Source organism: Sphingomonas sp. 66-10, from assembly GCF_001897045.1.
GTDB lineage: Bacteria > Pseudomonadota > Alphaproteobacteria > Sphingomonadales > Sphingomonadaceae > Sphingomonas > Sphingomonas lycopersici.
In genome coordinates this window covers 182,936-201,730 of the sequence record NZ_MKRR01000135.1, presented here as the reverse complement: position 1 = coordinate 201,730, position 18,795 = coordinate 182,936, and the positions used below count along the sequence as shown (strand labels likewise).

Annotated in this window: 14 protein-coding genes, 1 tRNA gene and 1 pseudogene; 8 read left to right on the top strand and 8 right to left on the bottom strand. The window is 68.9% G+C overall.

What is annotated here, in order from left to right:
• The 4 genes from BGN95_RS17875 to aroA form a co-directional block, all read right to left on the bottom strand.
• Positions 1-1,455, bottom strand: a 1,455-nt coding sequence (locus BGN95_RS17875) for a 30S ribosomal protein S1 (RefSeq protein WP_286773516.1), incomplete at its 3' end; no start/stop codon positions are given.
• A gap of 421 nt (positions 1,456-1,876) precedes the next feature.
• Positions 1,877-2,518 (bottom strand): (d)CMP kinase, encoded by a 642-nt coding sequence (gene cmk / locus BGN95_RS17870; protein ID WP_286773515.1) that lies wholly within the window; start codon positions 2,516-2,518, stop codon positions 1,877-1,879.
• Positions 2,515-3,504, bottom strand: coding sequence for a proline iminopeptidase-family hydrolase (locus tag BGN95_RS17865; protein WP_286773514.1), 990 nt, complete (start codon positions 3,502-3,504; stop codon positions 2,515-2,517). The genes cmk and BGN95_RS17865 overlap by 4 nt, the downstream gene beginning before the upstream one ends.
• Positions 3,495-4,838: a 3-phosphoshikimate 1-carboxyvinyltransferase gene (gene aroA, locus BGN95_RS17860; protein ID WP_179512013.1), complete on the bottom strand. Its 1,344-nt coding sequence runs from the start codon at positions 4,836-4,838 to the stop codon at positions 3,495-3,497. Before aroA ends, BGN95_RS17865 begins: the two co-directional genes overlap by 10 nt.
• A 100-nt stretch (positions 4,839-4,938) precedes the next feature.
• Here aroA and BGN95_RS17855 point away from each other — a divergent pair, with 100 nt between their 5' ends.
• From BGN95_RS17855 to BGN95_RS17840, 4 genes are all read left to right on the top strand, one after another.
• Positions 4,939-5,268, top strand: coding sequence for an FYDLN acid domain-containing protein (locus BGN95_RS17855; RefSeq protein WP_179512012.1), 330 nt, complete (start codon positions 4,939-4,941; stop codon positions 5,266-5,268).
• A gap of 78 nt (positions 5,269-5,346) precedes the next feature.
• A tRNA-Ala gene (locus BGN95_RS17850) sits at positions 5,347-5,422 on the top strand.
• 91 nt (positions 5,423-5,513) lie between these two features.
• Positions 5,514-6,494: a GlxA family transcriptional regulator gene (locus tag BGN95_RS17845; protein ID WP_286773513.1), complete on the top strand. Its 981-nt coding sequence runs from the start codon at positions 5,514-5,516 to the stop codon at positions 6,492-6,494.
• An 81-nt stretch (positions 6,495-6,575) separates the two neighbouring features.
• Positions 6,576-6,947 carry a nuclear transport factor 2 family protein gene (locus BGN95_RS17840; RefSeq protein WP_179512010.1) on the top strand — a complete coding sequence of 124 codons (372 nt, stop codon included), beginning with the start codon at positions 6,576-6,578 and terminating at the stop codon, positions 6,945-6,947.
• A gap of 109 nt (positions 6,948-7,056) precedes the next feature.
• Here the strand turns inward: BGN95_RS17840 and BGN95_RS17835 are convergent, their stop codons facing one another.
• Positions 7,057-9,294: a coiled-coil domain-containing protein gene (locus BGN95_RS17835; protein WP_286773512.1), complete on the bottom strand. Its 2,238-nt coding sequence runs from the start codon at positions 9,292-9,294 to the stop codon at positions 7,057-7,059.
• Positions 9,295-9,494: 200 nt separating this feature from the next.
• Between BGN95_RS17835 and BGN95_RS17830 the strand changes: the two genes are divergently transcribed.
• The 3 genes from BGN95_RS17830 to BGN95_RS17820 all read left to right on the top strand — a co-directional run bounded on the left by BGN95_RS17830 (position 9,495) and on the right by BGN95_RS17820 (position 13,210).
• The gene (locus tag BGN95_RS17830) at positions 9,495-10,676 is read left to right on the top strand and encodes a hypothetical protein (RefSeq protein ID WP_179512008.1); all 1,182 of its coding nucleotides are present in this window, start codon (positions 9,495-9,497) and stop codon (positions 10,674-10,676) included.
• 108 nt (positions 10,677-10,784) lie between these two features.
• On the top strand, positions 10,785-11,861 hold the full coding sequence (locus tag BGN95_RS17825) for a DUF2336 domain-containing protein (protein ID WP_265268934.1): 1,077 nt from the start codon (positions 10,785-10,787) through the stop codon (positions 11,859-11,861).
• Positions 11,858-13,210: a sensor histidine kinase gene (locus BGN95_RS17820; protein ID WP_286773511.1), complete on the top strand. Its 1,353-nt coding sequence runs from the start codon at positions 11,858-11,860 to the stop codon at positions 13,208-13,210. Before BGN95_RS17825 ends, BGN95_RS17820 begins: the two co-directional genes overlap by 4 nt.
• 240 nt (positions 13,211-13,450) lie before the next feature.
• Here the strand turns inward: BGN95_RS17820 and BGN95_RS17815 are convergent, their stop codons facing one another.
• Entirely contained in the window at positions 13,451-14,734 is a 1,284-nt protein-coding gene (locus BGN95_RS17815) for a citrate synthase (RefSeq protein ID WP_286773510.1), read from the bottom strand.
• A 19-nt stretch (positions 14,735-14,753) separates the two neighbouring features.
• Entirely contained in the window at positions 14,754-16,181 is a 1,428-nt protein-coding gene (gene gltX, locus BGN95_RS17810; protein WP_265268936.1) for a glutamate--tRNA ligase, read from the bottom strand.
• A gap of 254 nt (positions 16,182-16,435) precedes the next feature.
• On the opposite strand from gltX, the gene BGN95_RS17805 reads away from it, so the two are divergent.
• Positions 16,436-18,712, top strand: coding sequence for a ComEC/Rec2 family competence protein (locus BGN95_RS17805; protein ID WP_286773509.1), 2,277 nt, complete (start codon positions 16,436-16,438; stop codon positions 18,710-18,712).
• Here BGN95_RS17805 and BGN95_RS17800 read toward each other — a convergent pair.
• Positions 18,703-18,795, bottom strand: a pseudogene (locus BGN95_RS17800) (transcriptional repressor LexA); the annotation flags it as partial. The gene BGN95_RS17805 and the pseudogene BGN95_RS17800 overlap by 10 nt on opposite strands.

The following is an 18,795-nucleotide window of genomic DNA, read 5'->3' as shown; positions in this document are numbered from 1 at the left end:
GCCGTCGTCGCCCGCCTGCACTTCGAGGCCCGCGTCGCGGACTTCGAGCACGGTGACGGTGATGACCGCATTCTTCGACAGGCGATCGCCAGCCGCAACCGCGCCGGCCACCGGGCCGCCGCGCTCGAGCTGCTTCATGCCGAGCGAGATGCGCTCCTTCTCCGAATCGATGTCGAGCACGATGGCCTTCACCATCTCGCCCTTGCGGTGCAGCGCCAGCGCGTCCTCGCCCGAAACGCCCCAGGCGATGTCGGACATGTGGACCATGCCGTCGACGTCGTTGTCGAGGCCGACGAAGAGGCCGAATTCGGTCGCGTTCTTGACTTCGCCCTCGACGGTCGAGCCAATCGGGTGAGCGGCGGCGAACGCCTCCCACGGATTGGCCTGCGCCTGCTTGAGGCCGAGGCTGATGCGGCGCTTGTCCTCATCGACCTCGAGCACCACCACATCGACTTCCTGCGAGGTCGACACGATCTTGCCCGGGTGGACGTTCTTCTTGGTCCAGGACATTTCGCTGACGTGGACGAGGCCTTCGATGCCAGCTTCCAGCTCGACGAATGCACCATATTCGGTGATGTTGGTGACACGGCCCGACAGCTTGGCGCCGACCGGATATTTCGCGCCCGCGCCATCCCACGGATCGCTCTCGAGCTGCTTCATGCCGAGGCTGATGCGCTGCGTGTCCTTGTTGATGCGGATGATCTGGACGCGCACGGTGTCGCCGATGTTGATCATCTCGCTCGGATGCGCGACGCGCTTGTAGCTGAGATCGGTGACGTGGAGCAGGCCGTCGATCCCGCCCAGGTCGACGAAGGCGCCGTAATCGGTGATGTTCTTCACCACGCCGTCGATGATCTGGCCCTCGTGGAGCGACTGGATGAGGCCCGAACGCTGCTCGGCGCGGGTCTCTTCGAGCACCGCGCGACGCGACACGACGATGTTGCCGCGCTTGCGGTCCATCTTGAGGATCTGGAACGGCTGCGGGATATCCATCAGCGGGGTGACGTCACGCACCGGGCGGATATCGACCTGGCTGCCCGGCAGGAAGGCGACGGCGCCGTTGAGGTCGACCGTGAAGCCGCCCTTGACGCGGCCGAAGATCACGCCCTCGACGCGCGCGGTGCGGGCGAATTCGGCTTCCAGATTGTCCCATGCGGCTTCGCGGCGCGCGCGATCGCGCGACAGCATCGCTTCGCCATGCATGTTCTCGACGCGGTCGACATAGACTTCGACTTCGTCGCCGACCTTGAGCTCGGCCTTCTGGCCGGGGGCGGCGAATTCGCGTAGCGGCACGCGGCCTTCGCTCTTCAGACCGACGTCGATGATCGCCATGTCGTTTTCGATGCCGGTGACGGTGCCATGCACCACGCGGCCCTCGAAGCTGTCGGCGCCGCCGAACATGTCATCGAGCATCGCCGCGAAATCGTCCCGAGAGGGAGTTGCCGTAGAGGCCATAAACTTTCGATTCCTTGATGTCGTTTCCGGCCAAGCGGTTGAATCCGCTGGTCTTGGCCTTCACTGCCGCGCCGGCCCCATGCCGATGCGGCATCCGTCGGACAGGGGGTTGGGAGGCCAGAACGCCAAATGCGAAAAGGGCGCGAGAGGTGAACCTCCGCGCCGCGCCTCCGCGGACCCCGGCCCGCCGAACGTCCGCGCCTTAGCGCAACTTGCGGTTATCCACAAGAAGCAGCGACGCGAATGCGGCGGAACGCCGCGGATTCAGGCGCGGTGGCGGCAGCCATCCTCACCATCATCTCCCCGTCATTCCCGCGGAGGCGGGAATCCATTCACTCAGACTTTCGAGAAAGAAGCGCGACCGCAGCGTCAATCGATTCCCGCCTCCGCGGGAATGACGGCGCAAGAGGAAGGGGGCAGATCAGCCGCCCGCCGCCGCTTTCCGCGCGCGCGCCGCCTCGACCAGATCGATCGCCTTCTGCACCGCCGCCTCGATCGACAGGAAGCTGGTGTCGAGCGTTGCCGCATCCTCGGCGGCGACCAGCGGCGCGGTGCTGCGGGTCGAATCGCGCTGATCGCGCGCGCGGATATCGGCCAGCACCTGATCGAAGGTCAGCGACGAGCCGTGCGCGTGCAGTTCGGCGTGGCGCCGGCGTGCGCGGATCGTCGGGGTCGCCTTGACGAACAATTTGGCATCCGCGTTGGGCGCGATCACCGTCCCGATGTCGCGCCCGTCGAGCACCGCGCCGTCTTCCTGCGCGGCGAAGCGCTTCTGCCGCTGGAGCAATGCGGCGCGCACCAAAGGATGCGCCGAGACGATCGACGCGACCTTGCCGATTTCGTCGTCGCGCAATGCGGGATCGGCGAGCAGCAGATCGTCGAAATCGCACGCCGCGACCGCATCGGCCTCTTTCGCCGGGTTGAGCTCGTGGCGCAGCACCGTCGCGGCGACCGCGCGATAGAGCAGCCCGGTATCGAGGTGCGGCAGATCGTAATGCCGCGCCAGCGCCCGCGCGATCGTGCCCTTGCCGGACGCCGCCGGCCCGTCGACCGCGATGATCATGCCAAGGCGTCCTGCCGCGCGAGCCAGCCGCGCAAGGTGGCGACGGTTTCCTCCGGCCGATCGCCGAACAGATGGTGCGCCGCGCCCGCGATCACCGCAAATTCCGCGCCCGGCACGCGCGCGGCATAAGCGCCGATCGTCGTCGGCCGCGCTTCGTCATACTGGCCGCAGATGAACAAGGTCCGTTTCCCGTCGAGTTTGGCGAGCAGCGGCTCGCCGTTGTAGCTGCGCAACGTGCCGGTCGAGACGAATTCGCTCGACCCCCACATCGTCTGATAGAGCCGCGCGTTGAAGCCGCGCCCGCCGACCGCGCGATGATAGGCGCGCGCCGGATCGGTCGCCGGCTCGCGGCTATTGTAGACCGCGTAGAAAGCGTCCGTCGCATTGGTGCAGGCGGCGGGCTGCGGCGCCTTGAGCGTCTCGCAGCGGCGGATTTCGGCGCGGATCGGCGCGGGGAGCGCGTCGACCAGCAGATTGGCATCGCCGATCCAGCTTTTGGTCGCGATCAGCGGGCTGGCGAGCGTCAGCCCGGCGAGCGCGGCCGGGCGCCGCGCGCCATATTCGAGCGCGAGCGTGCCGCCCCAGCTATGTCCCAGCACATGCCAGCGCGTGACGCCGAGCGCGCGACGCACCGCCTCGATCTCGTCGACGAACCGCGCGACGCGCCAATTGGCCGGGTCATTGGGCTGGTCCGACCGTCCCGAATCGAGCTGGTCGTAAAGGATCACCGCGCGCTCGTCAGCCAGCGCGAGCGCGTCCATCAGCGCCTCATGCGTCCCGCCCGGCCCGCCGTGGAGCAGCACCAGCGGCGCGCGCGGCGCCGCGAGATCGCCGTTGACGCGGACATAGATCCGCCCGCCCTCGACCGGGACCATCGCCTCGCGTACTGGCGCGGGATAGCTCGCCAGCCCGCGCGCGTACGCCGGTGCCGACACCAGCGCGACAAGCCCGCCGGCGAGCAGCAGCCGGCGATCGATCAACTCCACGTGACGCTTCCCCCCAACGCATCGAGCAGCGCGAAGAAGGTCGGGAAGCTCGTCCTGACCGGCGCGGCGTCGTCGATCATCACGGGTGCGCGCGCGTGAAGTCCAGCGATCGCCATGCTCATTGCGATACGATGATCGAGTTTCGAGGCGATACGCGCGCCGCCGGGGATCGCCTCGCCGCCGGTGCCGTCGATCGACAGCCCGTCCTCATGCTCGATCAGCGACACGCCGTTGGCGATCAGCGCATCCTTCATCACCGCGATGCGATCCGATTCCTTGACGCGCAATTCGTCCGCCCCGCGCGCGACGGTGCGTCCCTCGGCAAAGGCGGCGGCGACGAACAGGGCCGGATATTCGTCGATCATCGACGGCGCGAGCTCGCGCGGCACCTCGATCCCCTTGAGCGCTGCGTGGCGCACGCGCAGGTCCGCGACCGGCTCGCCGCCGACGTCGCGCGCGTCGATCTCGGTGATATCGGCGCCCATCAGGCGGAGCGCGGTGACGATCCCGTTGCGCGTGGGGTTCATCCCGACATTCTCGACCACCACGTCGCTGCCCGGCACGATCGATGCCGCGACCAGCCAGAAAGCGGCGGAAGAGGGGTCGCCGGGAACGACGATCGATTGCGGCTTGAGCTCCGCCTCGCCGGTGATCGAGATCAGCCGTCCCTCGGGCGTCTGCTCGACGCTGAGCACCGCGCCGAAACCGGCGAGCATCCGCTCGCTATGATCGCGCGTCGCGACCGGCTCGATCACGCGGGTGATGCCGGGGGTGTTGAGTCCGGCGAGCAGCACCGCCGACTTCACTTGCGCCGAGGCGACCGGCAAAGTGTAGGTGATCGGCACCGCCGGGGCGAGCCCGCGCACCATCAGCGGCAGCCGGCCGCCGGGGGAGGGGGTGAAATCCGCTCCCATCTGCGAAAGCGGCGCGATCACCCGCTGCATCGGCCGCGCCGAGAGCGAGGCGTCGCCGACGAACGTCGCGGTGATCGGATGGCTCGCGACCAACCCGATCAGCAGGCGGGTCGAGGTGCCCGAATTGCCCATGTCGAGCGCCGCCTGCGGCTGGAGCAGCCCGCCGACCCCGACGCCGTGGATGCGCCAGATGCCGTCAGCGCCGCGCGCGATATCGGCGCCCATCGCGCGCATCGCGGCGGCGGTGGCGAGCACGTCCTCGCCCTCCAGCAACCCTTCGACGCGGCTTTCGCCCACCGCCAGCGCGGCGAGCATCAGCGAGCGGTGGCTGATCGATTTGTCCCCCGGCACGCGGATGCGTCCGACGAGCGCCGGGGCGGGATTGATCGTGACAGGCTGCGGAGAAGCTGTATGGGCCATGTCCGCGCGGCCTTGCCAGCAGGGTTGCGCTATGGCAAGGCGCCCACCACTTCGCAGGGACTGGCCTGTTGAAACACCCATCCGAAAGGTTCTGCACGGCATGATCAAGCCGGAATGGGGCACGAAGCGTACGTGCCCGAAATGCGCGACGCGTTTCTATGACCTCGAAAAGGACGACCCCGTCACGTGCATCGCCTGTGGCTATGCATGGGAGCCGGAGCCGATCCTGAAATCCAAGCAGCCGCTGCCGTTCGAGGCAGCCAAGACCAACACCGGGCCTGCCGACAGCGATCTCGCTGGCGGCGCGGACGACGATGACGTCGATCTGGACACCGGCGAAGACGAAGAGCCTTCGGCCGACGACGAGGTTGATCTCGGCGGCGACGACGATCTCGGCGTCGAAACGTCGAGCGACGACGAAGAAAATTGATTGGTTTTTGGCAAGCGGCGTTTCGCCGCTTGCCAACGTCGCGGCGCCCCGCTAGGGGGCGCTTCCCGGACGGAAGATGGGGCCGTAGCTCAGCTGGGAGAGCGTCGCAATGGCATTGCGAAGGTCAGGGGTTCGATCCCCCTCGGCTCCACCATTCCTCTTTTGAAATCATCGATTTCCTTGATCCGCCCGTCACCGGATGACGGCGGATTGCCCGCCTTCCGGCGGTGCGCGAAGCGCGCTTCATGCTGAATATCGCGATCCTCGCCTATGACGGGTGCATGGGGGCCGAGGTATTCGGTTTTGCCGATATCATCCTCGTCGCCAACCGGATCTGGGCGTTCCACCGCCCTGCGGAGCCGCCGCCCTTTGCCTGCACGATCGTCAGCGCGGGGCGCGTGAACGTCAGGGTGGCGGGTGGCGCGATAGTGCAGCCTGTGCCCTCGCCGCATCACGCCGATCTGCTGATCGTTCCCGCATTCGATTTCGCGCGGGCGAGCGATATCGATCGCGTCGTTGCCGGGCTGGGCCCCGAAATCGCGATGATTCGCGGCGCCGCCGGCAAACATCGCGTGGCGTCGGTCTGCGGCGGTGCCTTTCTGCTCGCCGAGGCCGGGTTGCTCGCCGGGCGCCGCGCGACGACCGCTTGGGCGATGGCCGAGACCTTCATGCGTCGCTATCCCACGGTGCGGCTCGATCCCAAGGCGATGCTGGTCCGCGACGGCGAGATCATCACCGCCGGCGCCTTCACCGCTTATGCCGATCTCGCACTAGCGATCGTCGCCGACCATGCCGGCGCGGCGATCGCGCGCGCGGTGGCGCGGTTCAGCCTGATCGACACCGCGCGATCAAGCCAAGCGCCGTTCTTCGACAAGGAGATGATGCGGCGCCCCGCGACGCCCTTCGCGCGCGAGGTGGAGCACTGGCTCGCGGCACATATCGCCGATCGCTACAGCCTCGATGCCGCGGCGGCGGCCTTCAGGCTGTCGAGCCGCACCTTTCTGCGCCGGGTGAAGGAAGCGACCGGGCGCACGCCGCTGGCGCTGCTTCAGGGGATTCGGCTCGATCAGGCGCAGCGCCTGCTCGAAACCACCGATCTTGGGATCGCCGAGATTGCCGCGCGGATCGGCTATCAGGATGTGCCGAGCTTTCATCGGCTGTTCCAGCGCACGATCGCGCTGACCCCCGCGGCCTATCGCCGGCGGTTCCGTGGCGGTATCGGATAAAAATTTGTCGTTGCCGCCACGATCGGTCGCGGCGCGGATCGTTTAGCCGTGCGTCCAGCTTAAACGACTGGAGCAGGAATCATGTCCGTGTCGCAACAGGTCGACGGGCTGATCGAGATGGTCGAGCGCGGCGAGTTTCTCGAAGCCTTTCCGCGCTTCTACGCCACCGATGCCGAGATGCAGGAGAATGACAATCCGCCGCGCGTCGGGATCGATGCGCTGATCGCCAACGAACGGATGATGCTCGCCGCTTTCCCCAAGGTGACGGCGCGCGCGTTGAGCCGCTTCGTCGACGGCGATCAGGCGGTGATCCGCTGGACGTTCGAATTCGTCGCCCCGAACGGCGCGACGATCCGCCTCGACGAACTGACGCTGCAGACGTGGCGCGACGACCGGATCGTCCACGAGAAATTCTATTACGATCCGGTCCAGATGCGGCCGGTTGTGGGGTGACGCGCCTCGCCCGTTCGGGCTGAGCCCGTCGAAGCCAAGCACTTTTCTTGCCATGAAGAAGGGCAGCGCTTCGACAAGCTCAGGGCGAACGGGATAGGTGCTCGACGCGTTACCGCAGCCGCTCGATCGCCTGCGCCATCGCGACATAGAGCTTGCCCATGTCGGACGACAGCAACGTCACCCCCAGCGGCGAGCCGTCGCGCTGTGCGAGGATCGTGCGCAGCATCGCCTCGAAATCGTGGATGTAGCGGTTGACCTGATCGCGGAACGCCGAATCCTCATCGTAGAGCTGCGCGATATCGCGTTGTTCGGACGCATCGAGCAGCCGCACCGCGCGGCGGGTGAAGACCCCGCGATCGCCCTTCAAATAGGCCGCCCAGGCGCTGTCCGCGACATCGGGGGCGAAGGTGCGGGTGATGTCGATCGCCGCCGAATTGAGCGCCTCGATCAGCAGCGAGGCGCGTTTGGCGAAGCTTTCGCGCTCGTGCTCCTCGCGTTCGTTCTGCGCTTGCTCGATCTTGATATCGACCAGCGCGGCCTGTTCATCGATCTTGGTGATCTTCTGATCGAGTTCGCCTGCGGCGCGGGTCGCGGCGGCGACCGCGCGCTCGGCGGCCTGCGACAGATCGGCGATCGTCTTTTCGAACCCCTTGTCGACCGCCTTGCGCAACGCGACGACGCCCGATTTCTCCAGCGCCTCCGCCGCCTCGGGGATCACCCCGGCGAGCGTATCGCGGGCATGTTCGGCGGCCTGGGTCGCGGTGTCGCGGACGCGCAGCAGCGCTTCGAGCAGCCGCGGGGCGGCGTCTTCGGACAAGCGGTTGGCGCGCTCGGCGGCCTCGTCGATCATCTGCCCGATCCCGTCCGCCTTGGCGCGGCCGGTGGCCAGCGTTTCGAGCAGCGTCGCGGTCAGCGTGTCGACGTTGCGCCGCTGGTCGGCGATCACCTGCGCGATCGCCTCGATCGCGTCGTGGGTGCTCTCGGCAGCGGTGACGAGCGCGAGCAGCTCGGGCTTGGTCGCGACGACCACCGCCTTCGACGCGGCGAAGCGCGTGTCGAGCCGCTCGACCGCTGCGGGCATCGTCTCGTCCATCTCGCGCGCGGCCGAATCGAGCGCGGCGAGCAGGGTTTCGGTGGTGCCGATCGCCTTGGCCGCCATTTCCTCGCCAGCGCGCAGCGCCTCGGTCATCGCATCGGTCGAGCCGCCGAGCGCGCTGATCGACGCAGCGAGCGCCGCGGCGCGATCGGCGCTCTGCCGGTGCAGCGCCTCGAGCCGGCGCTCGACATGGCTCACCCCGTCGTCGAGCGTCGAGAGCAGTGATTCGCCCGCGCCGCGCTGCGCATCGAGCCGCTCGGCGACGCGATCGATCACCAGCTCGATCAGGTTGATCCGCTCGGCGAGCGTATCGGCGCTTTCCTTCGCGGCGGTATCGAGCGCGGCCTGATGCGTGCCGACCATCGCCAGCATCGCCTCGCCCTGCGCGGTGATGCTCTTGCGCGATTGGTCGATCGCCCCCGCGGTACGGTCGAGCATTGCGTCGACCACGTTCGACATTTCGGCGGTGACCGCTTCGAGCCGCGTCCCGACATTGTCGCTGACCGATTCCATCCGCTCGATATGCGCGGCGAGCTTCTGCGCTGCGCCATTGGCGACCGTCTCCGCCTCGCGCCCGCGTTCGGCGAGCGCGCAGACCTGCACGTCGAGCGACGCCGCCTGTTCGCCCGCTGTGTGGCCGACGCCTTCGAGCCGCGCGATCAGCGCATTGATCTCGTCGCGCGCGCGCGGGAGCCCGGCGATCAGCGTCTCGAGATTGATCTGCGCGATGCGCGTCGTATCCGAAAGCGCGCGGGCATGGGTGTCGGCCTGCGCCACTTCGCCCGACAGGCTGTTGCCGATCGCGGCGAGTCGCGTCGTGGCGCTGTCGCCCAATGCTGCGAGCGCCTGGGTCTGCTCGGCGAGCTGGGCGCGATTCGTCTCGATCGTCGCGCTCAGCGTGGCGACGGTGCGTTCGAGCGAAGCGGCCTCGGCGCGCATCGCCCGCGCAGTAAGGCCGAAGCGGCGCGCCTCTGCGGCGCTGGTGCGCAAGGTGAGCAGCCACACGATCCCGGCGAGCACCGGCACGGTGACCAGCGCCGCGCCGAATTGCGCGATCGCGATTGCCGACATCGTCGGCATGTCGCCCCACGCCAGCGCGATCAGCGTGCCGACCCAGATCAGCGAGAGCGCGGCGAGCACCGCCGGCCCGATCGTGCGCCAGCGCGACGGCGGTTCGACATCCGCGGCGAAGTCGTGCGATGCGATGATGTGATGCCCTCCCTCGACCGCGGTGAACTCACTGAGAAACAACGGGGGATCCCCGTCCGGTGCCTTGGTCTCGGCTGGCAGATTGGCCACGTCGCGTAGCCCGAGCGATGAAGTCCCCCCGTTCATCGGCCGGTTTTAACACGAATTCGCGCGGGACAAAGCGATTAGCGTCCCGAACCTTGCTCGTTTCGCCGCAAGCGCCGCGCTTCCACCCGCGCGCATCAACCGCTAACAGCGCGCGGATGCTCGCGGGATTGCTGTTCGCCGTTCAGGATGCCGAAGACCGCCAGGGAGTGCTGGCGGCGACATTGCCGTTCGCCGGCGTGACGGTGATCGAATATCAGGCGCGGCTGCTGGCGACCGCCGGGGCGTCGCAACTGGTGATCGTCGTATCGCGGCTGACCCCCGAATTGCTCGGCGCGATCGCGCGGATCGGGCGGCGCGGGATGAGCGTCGACACCGTGCGCAGCGCGGGCGAGGCGAGCGCGCGGCTCCATCCGCTCGCGCGGGTCGTCGCGCTGGCCGACGGGTTGATCACCACCGATGCGACGCTCGCGCCCTTCGCCGCGGAGGGCGGCGATGCGTTGCTCGTGCTCGATGCCGGCAGCGCGTCGCCCGATTACGAACGAGTCGGCGGCGGGCTCGCCTGGGCGGGGATCGCGCGGCTCGATGCGCGGCGGCTCGCCGACGTCGCGGCTTTGCCGAGCGATTATGACGTCCAGTCGGCGCTGCTCCGCGTCGCCGAGCAGGGCGGGGCACGGCATGTCGTGCTGGCGGCGGGCGAGGCGGGCGCGGGGCACGGCATCGAGCGGCGCAGCGCCGCGCTGGAGCAGCGCAGCCGCGCGGTGATGATGGCGACGCTCGCGACGCGGCCCGGCTGGTTCGATCGCTGGGTGGTGCGGCCGATCGCCGGCTTCGTCCTCCCGCCGCTGATCGGGCGCCCCGGATCGACCGTGGCGGTGACGATCGCTGCCGGAGTCGCGGTGCTGATCGGGCTCGGGCTGGTCGCGGTCGGATATCAGACGGTCGGGCTGTTCGCCGCGCTGGCCGGTACGGTCGCCGCCGCAATGGGCGAGCGCACCGCCTGGCTGCGCGAGGAAAGCCGGCTCGCAAGCGTGCTGGCCTGGGGAATCCCGGGCGCCACCGCGCTCGCCGCGCTGCTGCTCGGCCGGTCGATCGATTCGCGCGGGCTGAGCGATTCGGGGGTGATCGTCGCGCTCGTGCTGATTGCCGTCGCGGCGCTCGTCGAACGCGCGACCGATGCCGTGCCGCGCGCGATATGGTGGGCGACCCCGCCGGCCTGTCTCCTGCTGCTGGCGGTGCTGACGATGCTGGGGATGCCGCTGGCCGGGCTGATCCTCGCCACCGTTTACGCTTTCGCTACCTTAAGCGCTGCAATCGAGTTACTTCGTCGTAAGGCTTAAGAGTCTGTTTGGGAAAAGCGGTTTCACCGCACGCAATGACCCGAAACGGGCATTCGCCAAAAAGACTCTTAGTCGCGTCTTAACGACATTGAAGTTAAAAGTACGGTGATGACGGTCGATCCGAACGGCCCTTTGCGTGCGATCGCTCCCGACGCCGCGCCGATCTTCGTGCGCGCGGCCGAGGCCGATTCGCGGGCGTGGCGGCGGCTGGAAACCGCGATCGACGATTTTTTCCTCAACGATCACGATCGGCTCGATGATCGCACCCGCGCGATGCTGCGCGCGGCGATCGGCGCGTTGCTCGAGCGGATCGAGCGCGAACTGGCGACCCACGCCACCCGCGTGCTCGCGCGCGGCGAGGATGGCGCGGGCGGGGTGATCACCCCGCGCCCGGCCGAGACGATGCGACGGCTGCTCGATGCCGGGCTGTTGCGCGATCAGGATCTGATGGCCGAGGTGATCGGCCAGCTTCGGCTGGCTTTGCTCGGCGCGGCGTTGGGGGCGAATCGTGAGCCCGGCGCGCCGGTGATGCTGCTCGCCCGGCTGGCGCAGGGCGACGACAATGTCGTCGGCGCGGCGGCACGCGATTACATCATCGCCGAGGGCCGGCGCGAGGCGGGCAGCGGGCGGTCGGTCGATCTGCCGGCGGACCTGCATCGCCGCCTCGTCTGGTGGGTGGCGGCGGCGTTGCGTGAGGCGCAGGGGCCGGCGGCCGACCGCGCCTTGGTCGAGGCGGCGTCGCGCAGCATCGATGCGCATGACGACGGCGCGCGGCTCGATACGATCGCGCTCAGGCTGGCGGCGGCGATCGATGCGCGTGCGGAGGAATTGCCCGATCTGCTCGCCGAAGCGCTGGGCGAGGGCAAGGCCGAGCTGGCGGCGGCGCTGCTCGCTTATGTCCAGCGGGTCGATCTGCGCGAAGCGCGCGCGCTGCTGCTCGATGCCGAGGGCGATCGGCTGTGGCTCGCGCTGCGCGCGCATGGCTTCCCGCGCGAGGCGCTGGCGCGCGTTGCCTTGCTGCTGTCCGACGCCGATCCGCGGCGCGATATCGAGGCGTTCGCCGATCAGCTCGATACGATCGCGGCGATCCCGGTGCTCGCCGCGCGCGAGGCGCTCGCGCCTTTGTCGCTCCACCCCGATTTCCGCCGCGCCATTCGCGCGATCGAACGGTTGCGCCGCGCATGACCGACGGCCGCCTCCTCACCGCGCGCTTCGACCAGCATGACCGGCTGATCGCGGCGGACCCCGATTTCGCCGCGCTCAACGAACGCGCCGGGGGGGCGGTCGGCGAATTGCTCGCGATCCCGCAGCTCGCCACGGTGGTCCGGCTCGCGCGACGGCTGCGCATCCTCGTCCAGCGCACGGTGGTGATCGCCGATGCCGAGGCCGATCTCGAATGCTGGGTCCGCGCCAACCCCGGATCGGACGGCGTGTCGCTGTCGGTTTCGCCGATGCGCGAGCGCCCGGCGTGGCGCGCGACCGGCAGCGTCCACGCCGCCCCGCCGCCGGGCGCCTTGTGGCTGTGGGAGGCCGATGCGACGTTGCGGCTCACCCGTCTGCCGTCGGAAATCGGCGACGGGCGCGGGTTCGACGCGCCGTCGCTGATCGGCAAGCCGCTGACCGATCTGTTCACCCTCCAGCCCGACGCGGCCGGGGGCATGCCCTTGCTCGAGGCGCTGGCGATGCAGCGCGATTTCGATCGTCAGGCGGCGGTGATCCGCAACGGCGGCGGCAGCGTGACGCTCGCCGCGACCGCGCGGCGCAATGCGGCGGGGGTGTTCGCTGGCTTCGTCGGCGGGGTGTTCCCGGCGGAGGCGACGAAAGCGACGCCGGCCGAGGATGTCGCCGCCACCTTCAACACCCGGCTCGACGGCATATTGCGTGCGCCGCTGACGCGGATCATCGCCAGCGCGGACAGCATCAACGCCGCCGAGGACGGGCCGATCGACCCGCATTATGTCGATTACGCCGCCGATATCGCCAGCGCCGGGCGGCATCTGATAGGGCTGGTCGACGATCTCGCCGATATCGAGGCGGTCGAGCGCGACGATTTCACGATCCTGACCGAACCGGTCGATCTCGCCGATGTGATGCGCCGCGCCGCCGGGCTGTTCGCGGTGCGCGCCGCCGACGCGGGGGTGACGCTCGACACGCAGGGGCTCGATGCGCCGCTGGTGGCGAGCGGGGAATTCCGCCGCGTGTTGCAGATCCTGGTCAATCTGATCGGCAATGCGCTGCGCTATTCGCCGCGCGGCGGGACGGTGTGGCTGCGCATCCAGCGCGACGGCGCGCGCGCGGTGGCGATCGTCGCCGATCAGGGCAAGGGCATCGCGCCGGAGGATCAGGCGCGGGTGTTCGAGAAATTCGCCCGCGTCGATCCGCGTGAGCCGGGCGGAAGCGGGCTCGGCCTCTATATCTCGCGCCGGCTGGCGCGCGCGATGGGCGGGGCGATCGAGCTCGACAGCGCGCCGGGCGAAGGCGCGCGGTTCATGCTCGCGCTGCCGCTGGTGCCGGCGACGGTTACGGCGCGCTGAGACGGGCTCCGTTTAGGCGGACCGCTATCCACCGTTCGCCCTGAGCCTGTCGAAGGGCGACCCCACTTCACGAATGACAGGACGCCCTTCGACAAGCTCAGGGCGAACGGGTCTTGTTTAACACGCCATATAAACGTCATGCCGGACTTGATCCGGCATCCAGGGCGACGTGCGACGGCACTTGAGGCTCTGGATGCCGGGTCGAGCCCGGCATGGCGCTTTTGGTTCAGATGGTTCGGATCAGCGCTCGGTCATCGGCACATAGCTGCGCTGCGTCGGCCCGGTGTAGAGCTGACGCGGGCGGCCGATCTTCTGGTCGGGATCGGTGATCATCTCGTTCCACTGTGCGACCCAGCCGACGGTGCGCGCCAGCGCGAACAGCGCGGTGAACATCGAGGTCGGGAAGCCGATCGCGGAGAGGATCACGCCCGAATAGAAATCGACGTTCGGGAACAGCTTCTTCTCGACGAAATAGCTGTCGTTGAGCGCGATTTCCTCGAGCCGCAGCGCGGTTTCGAATACCGGGTCGCTGACCTTGAGCGCATCGAACACCTCGCGCACCGTCTTCTGCATCACGGTCGCGCGCGGATCGTAATTCTTATAGACGCGGTGGCCGAAGCCCATCAGGCGGAACGGATCGTTCTTGTCCTTCGCGCGCGCGATGAATTCGGGGATGCGATCGGGGGTGCCGATCTCGTGCAGCATGTTGAGCGCCGCCTCGTTGGCGCCGCCGTGCGCCGGGCCCCACAGGCAGGCGATCCCCGCCGCGATGCACGCGAACGGATTGGCGCCCGACGAACCGGCGAGCCGGACGGTCGAGGTCGAGGCATTCTGCTCGTGGTCGGCGTGGAGGATGAAGATCCGGTCCATCGCCTTTTCCACCGCCGGGTGGACCTCATATTGCTCGGCCGGGACGCCGAACGTCATGCGCAGGAAGTTGCCGGTGTAGCTCAGCGAGTTGTCCGGGTAGAGGAACGGCTGCCCGACGCTGTACTTATAGGCCATCGCCGCGATCGTCGGCATCTTGGCGATCAGCCGGTGCGAGGCGATCATCCGCTGCTGCGGATCGTGGATGTCGGTCGAATCGTGGTAGAAAGCCGACAGCGCGCCGACCACGCCGCACATCACCGCCATCGGATGCGCGTCGCGGCGGAACCCGCGATAGAAGGTCGCGAGCTGTTCGTGCAGCATCGTGTGGCGGGTGATCGTCGTCTCGAACTTGCCCAGCTCGTCCGCCGACGGCAGCTCGCCGTTGAGCAGGAGATAGGCGACTTCCATGAAGCTCGACTGTTCGGCCAGCTCGCCGATCGGATAGCCGCGGTGGAGCAGCACGCCTTCGTCACCGTCGATATAGGTCAGCGCCGAGCGGCAGGAGGCGGTGGAGGTGAAACCCGGATCGTAGGTGAAGGCGCCGGTCGCGCCGTAAAGCTTACGGATATCAACCACATCCGGCCCAACCGTACCGGACAGGACAGGATATTCGGAATTCTTCCCGGCAAGGGAAAGCTCGGCGGTATCGGTCATGTGGTCTCCTTACCCCTGCTTAACGCATCTGGTCGGCGATCCGCGCCAGGCTTTCGTCGCGGCCCAGAAGGGCCAGCACGTCGAAGATGCCCGGCGAGGTCTTGCGCCCGGTGAGTGCGGCACGAAGCGGCTGTGCGACCTGACCGAGCTTGACGCCCGCCGTTTCGGCCACGCGGCGTACCGCATCTTCGAGCGCCTCCGTATCCCAGTTGTGCACCGCGTCAAGAGCGCTGTGCAGTTGCGACAGCAACGCGGGCGCTTCACCCTCCAGCAGCCCGCGTGCCGCATCGTCGATGACGAGCGGGCGGGTGGCGAAGAGGAAAGCGGTGCCGTCGGTCAACTCGTTGAGGTTTGCCGCACGCGGCTTGAGCGCAGGCATCGCGCGGGTCAGCAGATTGAGCGTCGCGGCATCGTCCGAACGCCCGAGTCGCGCCGCGACCAGCCCGGCGAGCCGCGCGTCGTCCGCCTCGCGGATATAATGGCCGTTGAGATGTTCGAGCTTCTTGAGATCGAACCGCGACGCCGATTTGCCCACCGCGCCGAGATCGAACCATTCGATCGCCTGTTCGCGGCTGATGATCTCGGCATCGCCGTGGCCCCAGCCGAGGCGGAGCAGATAATTGTCGAGCGCCTCGGGCAGGATGCCCAACTCGTCGCGATAGGCCTCGATCCCCACCGCGCCGTGCCGCTTGGACAGCTTGGCACCGTCCGCGCCGTGGATCAGCGGGATATGCGCATAAACCGGCTCGGGCCAGCCCATCGCGCGATAGATCGGCAACTGGCGGAAGGCGTTGTTGAGATGGTCGTCGCCGCGGATGACATGCGTGACGCCCATGTCGTGATCGTCGACCACCACCGCGAGCATATAGGTCGGCGTGCCGTCCGAGCGGAGCAGCACGAGATCGTCGAGCTCGGCATTCTGCACCGTCACCTCGCCCTGGACGCGATCGTGGATCGTGACCGCGCCGTCGAGCGGTGCCTTGAGCCGGATGACGTGCGGCGCGCCCGGGTCGTTCGGCACCTTGTCGCGCCACGGCGAGCGGATGCGCAGCGGCTTCTTCGCGGCTTCCGCCTCGGTGCGCATCTGCGCCAGTTCCTCGGGGGTGAGGTAGCAGCGATAGGCGTTGCCGCTGGCGAGCATCGCCTCGGCGACCTCGGCATGCCGCGCGGCGCGCTCGAACTGGAACACGGCGTCGCCGTCCCAGTCGAGCCCGAGCCATTTCAGGCCCGAGAGAATCGCGTCGATCGCCGGCTGGGTCGAGCGCGCGCGATCGGTATCCTCGATCCGCAGCAGGAACTTGCCGCCGTGGTGGCGCGCGAACAGCAGGTTGAACAGCGCGGTGCGCGCGCCGCCCAAGTGAAGGAAGCCGGTGGGGGAAGGGGCGAAACGGGTGACGACCGAGGCATCACGCTCGCTCTCGCCGGCAAGATCGGTGGTTGCGCTCAAACGCGCTTGCTCCCAAGCTGAATTACGACATGGCCTAGAGGGCCGGGGGCGCCCCTAGCACGCGCCCGGTGGCGCGACAAACCTTCGCGATCGAAGGGGGAGAGGGAGGGTGAACGGGCAGCGCGGCTTCGAAGGGCGGCGTGCGAACGGCGGCGTGGCGGCCCCTCCTCGCGTCCCCGCGAAGGCGGGGACCCAGCCCCGCATTCCGCAAGGTTACGCTCCCTCTCCCCGGGTCTCCGCCTTCGCAGGGATACATGAGGAGCGGGTCGAGCGCTCCTCCCGCCGGCGTTGCGACATTGTCGCCTGATCTCGGGCAGCCGATTCCCGCCTTCGCGGAAACAACCGATCAGCCCCGGCCGCGTTACGGCGCGATCGAGCGCTGGCTGGAGGCCGAGCGCGATCAGATCGTGCTGTGGCTTCCGGTGTGTCTCGGCACGGGCGTCATCCTGTGGTTCGCGCTCCCCGACCCCCGGCTATGGATCGCGACGATGCTGGCCGCGGCGGGGACGGCGGCATTCGCGACGGCGCTCTCGCGCGGCGGGCGGCTCGCGCCCAGTATTGCGATCGGCGGTGTCGCGCTCGCTTTCGGGGTCGGATCGGTGTGGGTGCATGCCGAGCACGCCGGCGCCCCGGTGCTGCCGCGCGCGATGATCGTGCGTTTCGAGGCGCGGGTGGTCCAGGCGCGGCCGCTGCCCGCGCGCGATCTCATCCGGCTGACGCTGGCGCCGACGCGCTGGCTCGATCGCAGGCCGGTATCCGCGCCCACGCGCATTCGCGTCAACCTCACCACCTCTGATGCGCCGCGCGGCCTCGCGCCTGGCGCGATCATCGCGCTGCGGGCGAGACTGATGTCGCCCGCGCCGCCCGCGGTGCCCGGCGCCTACGATTTCGCACGGGTCGCGTGGTTCGACGGGCTGGGGGCGACCGGGCGCGGCTTCGCCCCGGTGACGATCCTGTCGGGCGCGGCGGCGGGGGAGGGGCTGCGCGTGCGGCTGACCCGTCACATCCACGCGCAGCTCGGCGGCAGCGTCGGCGGCATCGCGGCGGCGCTGGCGACCGGCGATACCGGCGCGATCGGCGAGGACGATGCCGAGGCGATGCGCCGATCGGGGCTGGCGCATCTGTTGTCGGTCAGCGGGCTGCATATCACCGCGGCGGTGGCGATCACGATGCTGCTCGCCTCGCGCCTGCTCGCGCTTAGCCGGCGGCTGGCGCTGACCGGGCGCGTGCCGCTGCTCGCCGCGGCCACCGCTGCATCGGTGGCGATCGGCTATACCCTGCTTACCGGCAGCGAGGTCCCGACGATCCGTAGCTGCATCGCGGCGCTGCTGGTGCTCGCGGCGATGGCGCTGGGGCGCGAGGCGATCACGTTGCGGCTGGTCGCGGCAGGCGCGCTGATCGTCCTCCTGCTATGGCCCGAATCGCTGGTCGGGCCGAGCTTCCAACTCTCCTTCGCCGCGGTGACGACGATCGTCGCCTTGCACGAGCATCCGGTGGTGCGCGGCTGGTTCATGAAGCGCGACGAGGCGTGGGTCGCACGCGTCGCGCGCGGCGGCGCGTCATTGCTCCTCACCGGGGTGGCGATCGAAGTGGCGCTGATGCCGATCGCGATCTACCATTTTCACCGCGCGGGGATTTACGGTGCGGTGGCGAATATCGTCGCGATTCCGCTCACCACCTTCGTCGTCATGCCGCTGGAGGCGCTGGCGCTGCTGCTCGATATTGCGGGGCTGGGCGCGCCGGCGTGGTGGCTGACCGGCAAGGCGCTGGCTTTGCTGCTATGGATCGCGCGGACCACCGCCGCGGCGCCGGGGGCGGTGACGATGCTCCCCGCGATGCCGGGCGGCGCCTATGCGCTGATCGCCGCCGGCGGGCTGTGGTTGGCGCTGTGGCGGACGCGCTGGCGGCTGCTGGGGTTGGCGCCGTCGCTCGCCGGCGCGGCATGGGCGCTGGCGACCCCGGCGCCCGATTTGCTCGTTACCGGCGATGGACGGCACGTCGCGATCCGCACCGCGCGCGGCGACCTCGCGCTGCTGCGCGATCGCGCAGGCGATTATGTCCGCGACACGCTGGCGGAAAATGCCGGAAGCGATGACGATCCGCTGCTCCTGTCCGAACAGCCCGATGCACGCTGCACGCGCGATGCCTGCCTGGTCGTACGCGAGAGCGGCGGACGACGCTGGCGCATCCTCGCCACCCGCAGCCCCTATCTGCCGCCGTGGCGCAGGCTCCTCGCGGCATGCCGTGACGCCGATATCGTGATCAGCGACCGCCGCCTGCCGCGCGGCTGCGTACCGCGCTGGCTGCTGCTCGACCGGCCTGCGCTGGCACGCACCGGCGGCCTCGCGCTGACGCTGGCGAGCGGGCGGGTGACGACCGTGCGCACGCCCGGCGACCGGCATCCGTGGGTGGAGGCGACGGATATCGCCGCGGACGATATCGACTTACCGCAAAGCCCGACCGGCGGGGCAGGTCTTCCCGCCCGACAGCGCAACCGGCCCGAAAGCCGGCGGCACCTTGTTCAGTCGTAGCGCCGCAACAGCCCCGCGAGCTTGCCCTGCACGCGCACCTGCGCCGGGGCATAGCGTTGCGGATCATAGCTGCGGTTGGCCGG